The organism is Achromobacter sp. 18P8.1.1, assembly GCF_057799415.1.
On the sequence record NZ_JBYOKH010000040.1, the window covers coordinates 45,498 to 59,060 of the forward strand.

At 65.8% G+C, this 13,563-nt stretch carries 15 protein-coding genes; 14 read left to right on the forward strand and 1 reads right to left on the reverse strand.

Features of this window, described 5'->3' with window-relative positions:
- Positions 1–201: 201 nt before the first annotated feature.
- Positions 202–933 carry a GntR family transcriptional regulator gene (locus AC27VE_RS22315; RefSeq protein WP_006225825.1) on the reverse strand — a complete coding sequence of 244 codons (732 nt, stop codon included), beginning with the start codon at positions 931–933 and terminating at the stop codon, positions 202–204.
- Positions 934–1,148: 215 nt separating this feature from the next.
- On the opposite strand from AC27VE_RS22315, the gene AC27VE_RS22320 reads away from it, so the two are divergent.
- The 14 genes from AC27VE_RS22320 to AC27VE_RS22385 all read left to right on the forward strand — a co-directional run bounded on the left by AC27VE_RS22320 (position 1,149) and on the right by AC27VE_RS22385 (position 13,383).
- A complete protein-coding gene (locus tag AC27VE_RS22320; RefSeq protein ID WP_488704997.1) occupies positions 1,149–2,015 on the forward strand; it encodes a fumarylacetoacetate hydrolase family protein in 867 nt (288 codons plus the stop codon).
- On the forward strand, positions 2,008–3,006 hold the full coding sequence (locus AC27VE_RS22325) for an ornithine cyclodeaminase family protein (protein WP_488704998.1): 999 nt from the start codon (positions 2,008–2,010) through the stop codon (positions 3,004–3,006). The genes AC27VE_RS22320 and AC27VE_RS22325 overlap by 8 nt, the downstream gene beginning before the upstream one ends.
- Positions 3,007–3,063: 57 nt before the next feature.
- The gene (locus tag AC27VE_RS22330) at positions 3,064–4,164 is read left to right on the forward strand and encodes a cupin domain-containing protein (RefSeq protein WP_488704999.1); all 1,101 of its coding nucleotides are present in this window, start codon (positions 3,064–3,066) and stop codon (positions 4,162–4,164) included.
- A gap of 39 nt (positions 4,165–4,203) precedes the next feature.
- A complete protein-coding gene (locus tag AC27VE_RS22335; RefSeq protein ID WP_488705000.1) occupies positions 4,204–4,695 on the forward strand; it encodes an aromatic-ring-hydroxylating dioxygenase subunit beta in 492 nt (163 codons plus the stop codon).
- Positions 4,696–4,717: 22 nt separating this feature from the next.
- Positions 4,718–5,986, forward strand: a complete 1,269-nt coding sequence (locus AC27VE_RS22340) for an aromatic ring-hydroxylating dioxygenase subunit alpha (RefSeq protein WP_006225820.1) — start codon at positions 4,718–4,720, stop codon at positions 5,984–5,986.
- 2 nt (positions 5,987–5,988) lie between these two features.
- Positions 5,989–6,309: a non-heme iron oxygenase ferredoxin subunit gene (locus AC27VE_RS22345; protein WP_006225819.1), complete on the forward strand. Its 321-nt coding sequence runs from the start codon at positions 5,989–5,991 to the stop codon at positions 6,307–6,309.
- Positions 6,306–7,535: an NAD(P)/FAD-dependent oxidoreductase gene (locus tag AC27VE_RS22350; protein WP_488705001.1), complete on the forward strand. Its 1,230-nt coding sequence runs from the start codon at positions 6,306–6,308 to the stop codon at positions 7,533–7,535. Before AC27VE_RS22345 ends, AC27VE_RS22350 begins: the two co-directional genes overlap by 4 nt.
- Positions 7,536–7,543: 8 nt before the next feature.
- Complete coding sequence (locus AC27VE_RS22355; protein WP_488705002.1) at positions 7,544–7,975, forward strand: nuclear transport factor 2 family protein; 432 nt, start codon at positions 7,544–7,546, stop codon at positions 7,973–7,975.
- 47 nt (positions 7,976–8,022) lie between these two features.
- Positions 8,023–8,823: a 2-oxo-hept-4-ene-1,7-dioate hydratase gene (gene hpaH / locus AC27VE_RS22360; RefSeq protein WP_488705003.1), complete on the forward strand. Its 801-nt coding sequence runs from the start codon at positions 8,023–8,025 to the stop codon at positions 8,821–8,823.
- 103 nt (positions 8,824–8,926) lie between these two features.
- The gene (locus AC27VE_RS22365) at positions 8,927–9,910 is read left to right on the forward strand and encodes a Bug family tripartite tricarboxylate transporter substrate binding protein (RefSeq protein WP_488705004.1); all 984 of its coding nucleotides are present in this window, start codon (positions 8,927–8,929) and stop codon (positions 9,908–9,910) included.
- Positions 9,911–10,112: 202 nt separating this feature from the next.
- Entirely contained in the window at positions 10,113–10,742 is a 630-nt protein-coding gene (locus AC27VE_RS22370) for a class I SAM-dependent methyltransferase (RefSeq protein WP_427961094.1), read from the forward strand.
- Between the two features lie 191 nt (positions 10,743–10,933).
- Positions 10,934–11,428 (forward strand): rhodanese-like domain-containing protein, encoded by a 495-nt coding sequence (locus tag AC27VE_RS22375; protein ID WP_088587490.1) that lies wholly within the window; start codon positions 10,934–10,936, stop codon positions 11,426–11,428.
- A 1-nt stretch (position 11,429) separates the two neighbouring features.
- Complete coding sequence (gene epsC / locus AC27VE_RS22380) at positions 11,430–12,359, forward strand: serine O-acetyltransferase EpsC (RefSeq protein WP_488705005.1); 930 nt, start codon at positions 11,430–11,432, stop codon at positions 12,357–12,359.
- Between the two features lie 91 nt (positions 12,360–12,450).
- Positions 12,451–13,383 carry a family 2A encapsulin nanocompartment shell protein gene (locus AC27VE_RS22385; protein ID WP_088587488.1) on the forward strand — a complete coding sequence of 311 codons (933 nt, stop codon included), beginning with the start codon at positions 12,451–12,453 and terminating at the stop codon, positions 13,381–13,383.
- Positions 13,384–13,563 lie beyond the last annotated feature (180 nt).

A 13,563-nucleotide genomic window follows, 5' to 3' on the forward strand; every position in this document is an offset into this window, starting at 1 on the left:
ATCGATAGCGGGCAACTGCCCGGCAGTGGCAGGCATTCGTCGCCTGTCATGTCGGGAACTGGACTGCCATTAACGATATAAAAAGAACAACATATCCGCTAGTAGCGGAATTTTGCCATGAGTGTTCTATATTCAGGACGACTGATTCAACGATGGGCGGTTCGCGCCCATGACGACGCGGCGTCGTTCGCAGACAGCGGTTTACGCGCTGTGATCGGCCAATAGCGGTTGGGCCGACAACGCGCCCCGCAACGAGTCCAGCAGAACACGCTTGTTTTCGCGGCTGCGGTAGGCGTGTTCACGCATCAGGTTCTCGGCCCGCACGGCTTCGCGCCGGGTGATGGCGCGCAGCAGATCTTCGTGGTCTGCCTGCGCGCGCAGGACAAAGGGCGTCTCCAGCAACGACGGGGTGGACGGCAGCGTCAGCGCGGCCGGGCCGGCCAGCGGCGTCTTGTTGTTGTGCTCCAGCGCCGACAACAAGGCGCGATTGCCGGCGGCTTCGCACAGGATCTCGTGGAAACGGCGGTTGATCTGGCCCCAGGCCCGGGCATCCACCGTCGTGTTGGGATCACGGCGGGCGGGCGCCAGCAGGTTGCGGCCTTCCTCGACCGCTTGCGACAGTTGCTCCAGCACTTCCTTCGAGGCGCCGCGCTCGGCCAACAGGCGCGCGGCCATGCCCTCGAGCACCCCGCGCACGTCCACGGCGTCGCCGATCTCATCGACGGTGAATGAGCGCACCCGGAAGCCCCGGGACGGCAAGCGCTCCAGCAGGCCTTCCTTCTCAAGTTCGGTCAAGGCGATGCGCAACGGCGTGCGCGAGACGCCCAGGCGGGCAGAGAACTGCAACTCCACGATCCGTTCGCCCGGCTGCAGGGCGCCGGAAAGCACCATGTCCCGGAGTTCGGAAATAACTTTGTCGATCTGAGCGGCCATAGCGAAGCGTCGGCGGAATAAGGGGCGGTTAGGGCCTCCAGTGTACCTACAAAATTGCATGCAATAGGCCACAAAAAATCGGTTCGCATCTTGCGATTCATCAAAATTGCATGCAATAATCCAGAAAAACAGCGGTCGAAGTGGGTATTGGCTCACGATTGCATGCAAAGAAATCCACCAATGCATGCGAAAGCACCGCAGGCACAGGAGACAACATGAAGCTTGTCAGCTTCGATCAAGCAGGCCGCAACGCCTGGGGCGTGGTGCGCGGCGCCGACGTCGTGGTCCTGACGCAGGTCTGGCCCGACGTGACCGCTGCGCTTGAGGCGGGCCCGGAACAGATCGCCGAGGCGGCGCAGACGGTCGGCATGCTCTGTAGGACCTTGGCCGGGCTGCGGCTGCTGCCGCCGGTGCCCGCGCCGCGCAAGATCCTGTGTGTCGGCCTGAACTACGGCCGTCATGTGGCCGAGGCCGGCCGCGAACTCCCCGCCCATCCATCGATGTTCGCCCGGTTCGCAGACAGCTTCGTTGGGCATGAAGCGCCGGTGTGGAAGCCCCGCCTTTCCGACAAGTTCGACTACGAGGGCGAACTGGCGGTCGTCATCGGCCGGGCAGGGCGCCACATCGCCGCGCGCGACGCCCTGTCGCATGTGGCGGGCTACACCTGCATGGCCGAGAACTCCGTGCGCGATTTTCAGAAACACAACGCCCAGGTCACGCCGGGCAAGAACTTCGAGCGCAGCGGGGCGATCGGGCCGTGGCTGGTTACCGCGGACGAGGTCGGCGACCCGGCGCGCCTGCAAGTCATTACCCGCCTGAACGGCACGGTCATGCAACAGGGCGACGTGTCCGACCTGATCTTTCCGATTCCCGAACTGATTGCCTACATCAGCGCCTTTACGCCGCTGTCACCGGGCGACGTCATCGCCACCGGGACGCCTGAAGGCGTGGGGTCCAGCCGCAAGCCGCCGCGTTTTCTGGCTGTGGGCGACACGCTGGAAGTGGAAATTCCCGGCATCGGGACCCTGGTCAACACGGTGGCGGACGAACCCGCCCCGGAACAAGGAGACGCGCATGACTGATGCGCTGCGGTATCTGACGGAGCGGGACGTGGTCTCGGTGCTGGACATCCACCGGGCCATTGATGCGCTGCACGCCATGCTGGTCGCGCAAGGCAAGGACCAGGCGCGCAATTTGCCCAAGGCGCTGGCCACCTGGGGCGACGGCAGCTCAATGCATGCATTGGGATCGGTGCAGACCGACGGGGGCGGATATGCGGGTTTCAAGACCTGGGTCCACACCAAGTCGGGGGGCGGATCGTTGTTCAGCCTGTTCGATGCGGGCACCGGTTTTCTGCGCGCCATTATCGAAGCGCGGGCGCTGGGCATGCTGCGCACGGCGGCGATCAGCGGTGTCGCCACCCGGGCGCTGGCGCCGGAAGACGCGACCCAGGCCGCGCTGATCGGCACCGGCCCGCAGGCCGTTACGCAACTGGCGGCGCTGGCTGCGGTGCGCAAGCTGCGGCGCGTGCGGGTCTATAGCCCCACGCCCGAGAAGCGCCGCGCCTTTGTGGCCAGCGTGGCGGGCAAGTACGCGTTCGACGTGGAGGAATCGGCCAGCCTGGAACACGCGCTGGCCGGCGCCCAGATCGTCACCTTGATCACCCGCGCCGTCGAACCCTTTGTTGACGCCGCCATGCTGGCCGACTGCCGGCACTTGAATGCGGTGGGGGCGATCCTGCCGGCCAAGGCGGAATTTGCCCAGGATGTGTTCGACCGCGCGGACCAAGTGGTGGTGGACGACCTGGAGAACGCCCGCCGGGGCTCGCGCGAACTGCGCGAACGCTACGGCGCAGACGGGACGCCGTGGCAAGGCGTATCTGTACTGAGCGACCTGCTTGCCTCAGGGCAGGCGCGGCCGGAGGGCGCCCGCCTGACGATCTTCAAGGGCATGGGCATGGGCCTGTCCGACCTGGCGATGGCGCGCGTGGTGTACGAGCACGCCCGCGACCACGGCCTGGGCGTGGCGCTGCCTGCCCAAACCCGGGAAAACCTGCTGCTTGCGCAGCCCTGAACCGAATCCACTCAACGAGACCGCCGGCCCCAGCGCCGGCGGCAACAGGAGACAAGCATGTTCGTCGACGTCAGCGGGGCCAGCCCTCGCGAACAGAACAAATGGCCGTCGATCGTGATCCCGAAAGAGGACATCGATCTGGAAATCGCCCGGCTGATCGATGCGTCCCGGCCGGACAACGGCCGCCGCGCCTCGCTGATCGTGCATCCCGAGGCGACCGCGCCCGGCCTGGGCCTGGCCCCCGGCACGGACGTGACCATCAACGTGGTGAACCCCGGCGAACGCACGTTCAATCTGCGCAAGAACTCCAACATGCTGGAGATCTGTATCAGCGGCGAGGGCGTGGCCACCGTGGCGGGCCGCGATATCCGCGTCGGCCACTGGGACGTCTGGAATACGCCGGCCATGCAGGTGCATTCCTACCGCAACGAGGGCAAGACGCCCTGGGTGCGGCTGTCGTACTCGAACGCGCCCTTGCTGGAAAAGCTGGAGATCCATTACGTCGAGGAATTCGAGGGCGATGTCCCGCCGGCGGATGCCAACACGAAGCCTGTGCCGGCTCGCGCCGCGGACGGCCCGCGGTCTCGTGACCTGGCTTTGCGCGAACAGATCACGCCTGATGGCGCCTGGCTGATGGGCTACGAGTGGCTGATCGATATCGACGTGCTGGAGTCCAAGGCGTTGCACTGGCCGTGGGCGGACGTGTCGCGCTACCTGCCTACCGTCGAAGACATGGCGCGCGGCTATAACGGCCGCCGGCTCTTCGTGCTGTACAACCCGGCCACCGAACGCCGCATCGGCACCACGCATAGTTTCTTTGCAACGATTTCCTCGTCGCCGCCGGACAACCACCACGTGCCGCACCGGCACAGCTCGTCTGCCATCAACTACTACCTGCGCGGTAACGGCTACAGCAAGGTCAGCGGCACGCGCCTGGACTGGAAGGCCGGCGACCTGATCCTGTCCGCACCGGGCTGGGCAATGCACTCGCACCATTCGGGCACCGAGACCACGTCGGCGCTGACCGTGCAGGACCACCCCCTGCAAATCGCGATGGAGTCGCTGATCTGGCAGGAGCGCATGCAGGAACCCATCCTGGCGCTGGGCAGCCAGAGCGGCTTTGAAAGCAACCGCGCGCAGTTGGCTGCGGCCTCGTAAGCGGACGCGCTTCCCATGAACCGATTCCCGGATCCTTCCATGACCTTGACCGACTATTCCGACGTGTCGACGTTGCGTGCCCGCCTGCGGGACTTCTATGACGACTACGCCTTTTGCCTGGACGAAAACCGGCTTGAAGCATGGCCCGACTTCTTCACCGAAGACTGCCACTACCGCGTGCTGTCCCGTGAAAACCACGACGCCGGCCTGCCGCTGGGCCTGATCTACTGCATGAACAAGAACATGCTGCGCGACCGCGTCACGGCGCTGCGCGAGACCACCATGTTCGAGCCGCGCTCGCTGCGCCACTTCGTGAGCGGCGTGCGCGTGATGGAAGTGCAGGGCGACCACATCGTGGCGCAGGCCAACTTCGCGGTGATGGAGTCGCTGTCCGACCGCGAGCCCACCTTGAACATGGTGGGCCGGTACCTGGACGTGCTTCGCGACGGGCCGGACGGCCTGGCGTTCACCCGCCGCGACTGCGTCTACGACAACTACCGCGTGCGCACGTCGCTGATCGTGCCTCTCTGAATCCGCTGCAAGGAAACCTGCCATGACCTGTTCCGACTCCGCTGTGCTGGACGCGCCTGCCGAGGCTCCCATCCATATCGAGCGCCGCTGGCCCAAAGAGGGCTATACGCGCATCCCCAACTGGGTCTATACGGACCCCGCCATTTTCCAGAAGGAAATGGACATCTTCTTTGCCGGGCAGACCTGGAATTACGTCGGCCTGGAATGCGAAGTGCCGGAGGTCGGTTGCTACAAGCGCAACTGGATCGGCAACCGGCCGGTCATCATGGTCCGCACCGAAACCGGCGAAGTGACCGTGCTGGAGAACCGCTGCGCCCATCGCGGTGCGCAGATCTGCTGGCACAACACCGGCCGTGTGACGGACTTCACGTGCCCGTACCACCAATGGAACTACGACTTGAACGGCAACCTGCAAGGTGTGCCGTTCCGTCGCGGCGCCATGGGCAAAGGCGGTATGCCGAAGGACTTCGACCCCAAGCAGAACGGCATCCGCAAGCTGCGCAGCGTGAACCGGGGCGGCTCCATCTGGGCCACGTTCTCTGACGAGGCGCCCAGCTTCGAGGACTATTGCGGGCCGGAAGTGCTGGCCGAGATCGACCACATGCTGCCGGGCAAGCCGCTCAAGCTGCTGGGCTACAGCCGCCAGTTGATCCCCAGCAATTGGAAGATGTACCTGGAAAACCTGAAGGACCCGTACCACGCCACCTTGCTGCATACCTTCTACATCACCTTCGGCCTGTGGCGGGCCGACTCCAAGTCGGAGTGCATCCCCACGGGCGGCGGCGCGCACAGCGTCATGGTGTCGCACAACGAAGGCAAGAAGAAGACGGCGGCCACGACCGAAATGAGCCGCTTCCGCGATGACCTGGAACTGCTCGACCTGGAGACCGTGACGCCGCGCGCTGAATTCAACCGGGGCCGCGTGGGCGGCGCCTGGGTGTTCCCGGCCGCGCAGTTTGGCATCCAGGCCAATTCCCTGAAGACGCGCCACGTGATTCCGCGCAGCCCGACCGAGCACGAACTGGTGTTCACCTATTACGGGTACGAGGACGACGACGAGGAAATGACCCGGCTGCGCTTAAAGCACGCCAACCTGCTGGGTCCGGCCGGATTCGTGTCCATGGACGACAGCGAAATGCTGAACCAGGTGCAGATCGGCGTGACGGGGTATCCCGAGGCGCGGGGCATCGTCGAAATGGGCGGGCGCGACACCGAGCCCGCCGATTACATGGTGACCGAAGTGCTGATCCGGTCGTTCTACGACTACTACCGCAAGGCAATGGGGCTGTAAGCATGGAAACCTGGAAACCCGTCGCCCAGGTCGGCGACATCTCGCCCGATACCGGCACCCTGCGCGTGGTGCACGATGGGGAGGGCGTCTGCCTGTATGACTTGCAGGGAGAGATCTGCGCCACGCAGGACCGCTGCCCGCATGGCAACGCCAGTCTGGCGGACGGTTATGTGGAAGACGGCACCATCGAATGCCCGCTGCATCAGGGCGTCTTCGACATCCGCACCGGCAAGCCGCAATGCCCGCCCGTCACGACGGACTTGCGCCGCTACGAGGTGCGGGTCGAGGCGAACACGATCTACCTGAAGGCGGAGGCCGCGTGAACACGGGCGCCATTGTCATCGTGGGTGCGGGGCAGGCGGGTGGCTGGGCCGCCGCCACGCTGCGCGACCGCGGCTACGCCGGCCGGGTCGTGCTGCTGGGCGACGAGCCGCATGCGCCCTATGAACGTCCGCCCTTGAGCAAGGCCGTGCTGGGCGGGCAAGCGCCGCCCGAAAGCACGGAGCTGTTCTCGGCGCAGCGGTTGGCGCAGCTGGACATCGAATTCCAGCCAGGCGTGTCGGCAACGCGCCTGCGGTTGCGGGAACGTCGGGTGGACACCTCCGATGGCGGTGCGCTGGGTTACGACAAGCTGATCCTCTGCATGGGCGGCAAGCCGCTAGTGCCGGCGCTGCCCGGTGTCGACAGCGCCGGCGTGCATGTGCTGCGTACGCGGGACGATGCCCTGCGCCTGCGCGCGAGTTTGGGGCCCGGTAAGCACCTGGTCATCGTCGGCGGGGGATGGATCGGGCTGGAAGTCGCGGCCACCGCGCGGCAGACGGGCAGCACGGTCACGGTGCTGGAACAGGCGCCGCGGCTGTGCGCCCGCAGCGTGCAGCCGGGCGTGTCCGCCCATTTGGCCGCGCTGCACGCCGCGCACGGCGTGGATATCCGGGTCAATGCCGGGCTGCGCGCCGTGCAGGCGCAGGCGGACGGCAAACCCGTTGCCGAACTGGCCGACGGCACCCGCATTGCCGCGGACGCGGTGGTGCTTGGAGTGGGCTTGCAGCCCAATGATGCGTTGGCGCGCGAGGCGGGCATCGCCTGCGAGCGCGGCGTGCTGGTGAATGAATATTGCCGCACCTCGGCAGAGGACGTCTACGCTGCGGGCGACGTAGCGGTCTCCGCGCACGCCGCGGCCGGCGGCCGGATCCGCCTGGAATCCTGGCAGAACGCGCAAGACCAGGGCACGGCGGCCGCGTTGTCGGCGCTGGGCGAGACGGCGCCCTATGTACCGACCGGCGCCGTCTGGTCGGAGCAATACGACGCCATGGTGCAGATCGTCGGCTTCCCGGCGCTGGCGGCTTGCGAGGTATTGCGGCCGCAGGCCGATGGCCGGGCGCTGCTGTCGATGGCGCTGGATAACGGCGGCCGCCTCGTGGCGGCGGTGGCGGTGGACGCAGCGCGGGATCTCCGCCAGCTGCGCAAGTGGATCGCGCAAGGCGCGGTCCTGGACCCGGCGTTGTTGCAGCGGCCAGACGTGCCGCTGGCCAGCGCCCAGATCGGATGAGAACCCCTTTGGAACATTCCACCCACACCCTGCAAATCCAGGCCGCTTGCGTAGCGGTCGTGCTGGACTTCTTCCATGCGTTGGACACCCGCCGCCACGAGGACGCAGCCGCGCTGATGGCGCAAGACGGCGTATGGCTGCGGCAGGGCAAGCGGCTGTGCGGCCCGCAGGAAGTCCTGGCCGCGTTGAACGCCCGAGCGCCGGAACGCACCACTTGCCACGTCATCACCAACCTGCGCCTGACCGCGCTGGAAGGCACGCATGCGACCGTCGCGTATTTCCTGACCGCTTACGAAAGCGTGCCGCACGAGCAGGGCGGGGCGCCCAGGCTCGTCGCCATCCGGGATTGCCAGGACGCGTTGGTGGACTCCGGCGCCGGTTGGCGTCTGGCTGACAAGCGTAGCCGACGTCATCTGCCGCCTGAACTCAAACCCGAATAAAAGCCCGAGCCCGACGCGGGATAAGCAAAGAAAGCCAAGGAGACAACATGGATACCCCCACCATCAAGGCGCTGGCGCGCCGTCTGGACGAAGCGGAACAGACGCGAACCCAGGTGCGTGCGCTGTCGCTAGACCATCCGGACATCACCATTGCCGATGCCTATGCGATCCAGCGCGAATGGGTCGCGCAGAAGATCGCGGCCGGCCGCCGGCTGGTCGGTCATAAGATCGGGCTGACCTCGCGTGCGATGCAGCTGTCCTCGCAGATCGACGAACCCGATTACGGCGCGTTGCTGGACGACATGCTGTTCGCCGACGGCGCAGAGATCCCCCGCGACCGCTTCATCGTGCCGCGCGTCGAGGTTGAACTGGCCTTCATCCTGGACCGGCGCCTGCAAGGGCCAGGCGTGACCTTGTTCGACGTGCTGGACGCCGTGCGCTACGTGATTCCCGCACTGGAGATCATCGACGCGCGGTCGCACCAGATCGATCCCGAGACCAAACGGCCGCGCAAGGTGTTCGACACCATTGCCGACAACGCGGCGAACGCCGGTGTGGTGATGGGAGGCCGGCCCGTGCGCGTGGGCGACTTGGACTTGCGCTGGGTGGGCGCCATGATGTCGCGCAACGCGGTCATCGAGGAAACCGGATTGGCGGCGGGCGTGTTGAACCATCCGGCCAACGGAGTGGTGTGGTTGGCCAACAAACTGGCCGAGCATGACGTCACGCTGGAAGCCGGCCAGATCATCCTGAGCGGATCGTTCACGCGGCCCGTCTTTGCCCAGGCAGGCGACACCTTCCATGTGGATTACGGGCCGCTGGGCTCGGTGAGCTGCCGCTTCGTGTAACGCAACCGCCAGGAGACGCCTGACCCCTTTCCCAATCCAACCACGCGCCCGACATACCTACAACGCCGCGGGCGCGCGTTAACGCATCCCCCAGGAGACAACAGTGAACCCTTCAAAGACTCTCATTCATATGGCGGCTGCCGCCTGTGTGTCGCTGACATCAGGCGCCGCGCTGGCGCAGCAGGCCGACTGGCCCGCGCACGCCATCACGCTGGTCGTGCCCTTTGCCGCAGGAGGCGGCGGCGACACGCTGGCCCGCCTGGTGGCCGAACCGCTGTCGCGCGAACTGGGCCAATCCATCATCGTGGAAAACCGGCCGGGCGCGGGCGGCAATATCGGCGCGTCCATCGCCGCGCGGGCCAAGCCGGACGGCTATACGCTGTCCTATGGCACCAACGGCACGCAGGCCATCAACCATTGGCTCTACAAGTCGCCCGGCTATGCCCCCAGCGACTTCGAGCCGATCTCGCGCTTTACCGTCATCGCCGCGGCGCTGGTTGTCAACGGCACCGACGACCGTTTCAAGACGCTGGCGCAGCTGCTCGACTACGCCAAATCGCATCCTGGCGAACTGACCTGTGGGTCGGCCGGCAACGGTACCTCGTCGCACCTGGCCTGTGAACTTTTGAACCAGATGGCCGGCATCCGTGTCATGCACATTCCGTACAAGGGCGGCGGCGCAGCCATGACGGACCTGCTGGGCGGACGCATTTCGTTCCTGATCGATGTGATGCCCAATGTGTCGGGCCAGATCGCCGCGGGCAAGCTGCGGGCGCTGGGCGTGACCACGCCTGAACGGGTGGGTTCCAACCCGGACATCCCCACGATCAGCGAGGCGGGCGTCAAGGGCTACGAGTTCTTCGCCTGGGATGGGCTGTACGCGCCCAAGGGCACCCCGGTTGCTGTCCTGGACAAGCTGAACGCCGCGGTGAACCAGGCGCTGCAGCGTCCTGAAGTGCGCAAGGCCCTGGAGTCCCGCGGCGCGGTTCCGTCGCCCACGACCCGCCAATCGCTGGCGGACTTCGGCGCCGAAGAGTACACGCGGCTGGGCAAGGTGGTGAAGACCGCAGGCGCGGCGATCGACTGATCCGCCACGGGGACTTGCAACGCAAGCTGACAGCGACGGCCGCCCGCTGTGGCGGCCGCGCCGTCCTGTCGCCGCCAATTGATAAACGTGCTTACGTCCGGTTGCCGGTGCGGGCGGTCTGGGGCAGGTAATGTCTTTGTAGTTCTCCTGTGCAGCGCAGCAATCATGCATGGGGGTCCTGGAACCGGAGACAAAGGCACCCATGCATTCCTCGTCGTCATACAAGACCGCCGCGCGGCACAAGCATCCGTCCCAGTGGCGGATGACCTGGCTGCAAGAGCGCAAGCAATTCGTCAAGGCGCTGTTGTCCAACCCCGCAGCCATCGGCGCCGTGTCGCCTTCCGGGGCGGCGCTGGCGGCGGCGATCACCGCAGCGGTGCCGCCCATGGCAGGAAAAGTCCTGGAACTGGGTTGCGGCACCGGCGTGTTCACCCGCGAGCTGCTGCGCAAAGGCGTACATCCCTCGCGGCTGGTCCTGGTTGAGCAGGATTCGGGCATGAGCTCAAGCCTGCGCACGCAGTTCCCGGAAGCCGCCGTGTTGCAGGTGTCGGCGCAAGACCTGTCGCGGCACCTACACCCCGAACTGGACGGCATCGATGCGACGATTTGCGGACTGCCATTGCGCAACATGAGCGGGGTGCACCATCACCAGCTTCTGACCGCCGTGTTCGAGGCCATGCGGCCAGGCGGCGCCATGCACTTTTTCACCTATGGCGTGCGCTGCCCGATTTCCCGCACCGTGCTGGACGCGTGTGGGCTGTCGGCGCGCAGAGAGCGTTTCGTGCCGCTCAATCTGCCGCCTGCTTCCGTGTACCGCCTGACCCGGCAATAGCCCCGGCGTTCAGGTCGCTGCCATGGCCGCCGACCGATGCCGTCGGCGCGCCGCTTGTCGGGCAATGCACCGCTACACAACTGGCGGTTCTTAATTTCCGACTTTTAATTCATTTGGATTTCCCGGCTTAGGGCCTAGATTGTGGGTTCTGTCGCGCCTGGCGCGACGACTCGCCAGGAGGCCCTTGCGCCATGAGCTACGACACCACCGAAGCCCCGATATCCGAACGGGTCCTGCCGGCCGCGCTGGAACGGGCGCGCGCCGAAGCGCGGGACCGCCATCTTCCCTATGCGGGCGGCGTGACGCCGATTGAGGCCTGGACGCTGGCGCAGAACGGCGATGCCGTGCTGGTGGACGTGCGCTCGGCGGAAGAACGTACGTTCGTGGGCCACATTCCGGGCACGGTCCATGTGCCATGGGCCACCGGCACGAGCCTGACGCGCAACCCTCGCTTCGTGCGGGAACTTGAAGCAAAGGTGGCCAGCGCCGGCGGTAAAGCGGCCGTCGTGCTGCTGCTGTGCCGCAGCGGCAAGCGATCTGCCCTGGCCGCCGAAGCCGCGGCCAAGGCCGGATTCTCCTCGGTCTTCAACGTGTTCGAGGGCTTCGAGGGTGAGCTCGACGCCAATCAGCATCGCGGCTTGAACGACGGCTGGCGGTATCGCGGGCTGCCCTGGATCCAGGACTGATATGGCCGTCTTCGATCTGGACGGCATCGTCCGTGCGCTGGAAGGCATCCGTGCCGATTGGCGGACCTCTCAGCAGCGCACACGCGAGCCGGGCGAACGCGAATTCCCCTCGCGCGAAGCGCTGGCCGACATCTTCGACAAACTCAAGCGCGCGCTTTTCCCCATGCGCCTGGGGCCCGTGGACATGCGCCACGAGAGCGAGAACTTCTACGTGGGTTATACGCTGGACGCAGCCCTGCGCAGCCTGTTGGAGCAAGCGCGGCTGGAATTGCGGCGCCACGCGCCCGACCATCCTGCGGTGGACGATCACGCGGCGTCGATCGTGCGCCGCTTTGCGGCCGCGCTGCCGGATGTGCGCCGGCTGCTGGACAGCGACGTGCTTGCCGCCTATCAAGGCGACCCCGCGGCGCGCAGCGTCGACGAGGTGCTGCTTTGCTATCCCGGCATCCACGCGCTGATCCATCACCGGCTGGCGCACCAGTTGTACTTGCTGGACCTGCCATTGCTGGCGCGTATCGCGGCAGAAATTGCCCATGGCGAGACGGGTATCGACATTCATCCCGGCGCGCAGATCGGCCCTGGCTGCTTCATCGACCATGGCACCGGCGTCGTCATCGGCGAAACGGCCCGCATCGGGCGGGGCGTGCGCATCTATCAAGCCGTGACGCTGGGCGCCAAGCGCTTTGTGACCGATGCCGACGGCAACCTGGAAAAAGGGGTGGCGCGCCATCCGATCGTGGAAGACGACGTGGTGATCTACGCCGGCGCGACGATCCTGGGCCGCGTCACCTTGGGGCAGGGCGCCGTCATCGGCGGCAACGTCTGGATTACGGACGACGTGGCCCCGGGCGCCACGGTCACGCAGGCGGGGCCGCGCAGTACGCAGCGCCCGCGCAGCCTTCCGGGCCCGGAGCAGGAGCGGGCCGCCTGATTCAACACTGGGCAGTACCTCATGAGGGCTTCGGCCCTTTCATTTTGCTTGTCTGAGTCGTTTTGCTTGTTTGTTTACTTCGGAGATTTCAATGAGTGCCACCGTAGGCGGGACCGTCGCATTGGGCGACAACGGCGCAAGGCAGTTGGCCAATGCGACCAAGACCGTACCCCAACTTGCCACCATCAGCCCGCGTTGGCTGACGCATTTGCTGCAATGGGTGCCGGTCGAAGCCGGCATCTACCGCCTGAACAAGGTCAAGAATCCCGAAAACATCAAAGTCACGTGCACCGCGCGCGAAGACGAGAACCAGTTGCCGCGCACCTTCGTGGATTATGAAGAGCACCCGCGCGAGTATTTCCTGAATGCGGTCAGCACTGTGCTGGACGTGCACACGCGTATTTCCGATCTGTACAGCAGCCCGCACGACCAGATCAAGGAACAGTTGCGTCTGACGATCGAAACCATCAAGGAGAACCAGGAAAGCGAACTGATCAACAACCCCGACTATGGCTTGTTGTCCCAGGTGACGGACGAGCAGCGCATTTTCCCGCTGACCGGCGCGCCCACGCCCGACGACCTGGACGAACTGCTGACCAAAGTCTGGAAGGAACCTGCCTTTTTCTTGACGCATCCGCTGGCGATTGCCGCCTTCGGCCGCGAAGCCACCCGGCGCGGCACGCCGCCGCCTACCGTCAGCCTGTTCGGTTCCCAGTTCATTACCTGGCGCGGCATCCCGCTGATTCCGTCCAACAAGGTGCCGGTGGCCGACGGCAAGACCAAGATCCTGCTGCTGCGCGTGGGCGACAAGCGGCAGGGCGTGGTCGGCCTGTACCAGCCTGGCTTGCCCGGCGAGCAAAGCCCCGGCCTGTCGGTGCGCTTCATGGGCATCAACAATCACGCCATCGCGTCGTATCTGATCTCGTTGTATTGCTCGCTGGCGATATTGGCGGATGATGCGCTGGCGGTGCTGGATGACGTCGAGATCGGCAAATATCACGACTATCCTGACACCTACAAGTAGGCCGCACGATGCCTATTGTCGATTCCTCTCCAAGTTTCGCCGCCCTGGGCGGCGGGGTGCCCGGCGCGCCTGAAGCGCCTATCGATCCTCGCGAACTTGCCCGATTGGCCAACGCCTTCTTCACGGCGCTGCCCGGGCAGGCTGTCGGGATCACCCCGCCGGCGCCCGTGCCGCCGGGCG

Excerpts from the sequence above, each read along its gene's own strand:
- AC27VE_RS22385 (WP_088587488.1), top strand. The coding sequence starts at position 12,451 with ATGAGTGCCACCGTAGGCGGGACCGTCGCATTGGGCGACAACGGCGCA.
- epsC (WP_488705005.1), top strand. The coding sequence starts at position 11,430 with ATGGCCGTCTTCGATCTGGACGGCATCGTCCGTGCGCTGGAAGGCATC.
- AC27VE_RS22335 (WP_488705000.1), top strand. The coding sequence starts at position 4,204 with ATGACCTTGACCGACTATTCCGACGTGTCGACGTTGCGTGCCCGCCTG.
- AC27VE_RS22315 (WP_006225825.1), bottom strand. The coding sequence starts at position 933 with ATGGCCGCTCAGATCGACAAAGTTATTTCCGAACTCCGGGACATGGTG.
- AC27VE_RS22320 (WP_488704997.1), top strand. The coding sequence starts at position 1,149 with ATGAAGCTTGTCAGCTTCGATCAAGCAGGCCGCAACGCCTGGGGCGTG.
- AC27VE_RS22370 (WP_427961094.1), top strand. The coding sequence starts at position 10,113 with ATGCATTCCTCGTCGTCATACAAGACCGCCGCGCGGCACAAGCATCCG.
- AC27VE_RS22325 (WP_488704998.1), top strand. The coding sequence starts at position 2,008 with ATGACTGATGCGCTGCGGTATCTGACGGAGCGGGACGTGGTCTCGGTG.
- AC27VE_RS22345 (WP_006225819.1), top strand. The coding sequence starts at position 5,989 with ATGGAAACCTGGAAACCCGTCGCCCAGGTCGGCGACATCTCGCCCGAT.
- hpaH (WP_488705003.1), top strand. The coding sequence starts at position 8,023 with ATGGATACCCCCACCATCAAGGCGCTGGCGCGCCGTCTGGACGAAGCG.
- AC27VE_RS22340 (WP_006225820.1), top strand. The coding sequence starts at position 4,718 with ATGACCTGTTCCGACTCCGCTGTGCTGGACGCGCCTGCCGAGGCTCCC.
- AC27VE_RS22375 (WP_088587490.1), top strand. The coding sequence starts at position 10,934 with ATGAGCTACGACACCACCGAAGCCCCGATATCCGAACGGGTCCTGCCG.
- AC27VE_RS22330 (WP_488704999.1), top strand. The coding sequence starts at position 3,064 with ATGTTCGTCGACGTCAGCGGGGCCAGCCCTCGCGAACAGAACAAATGG.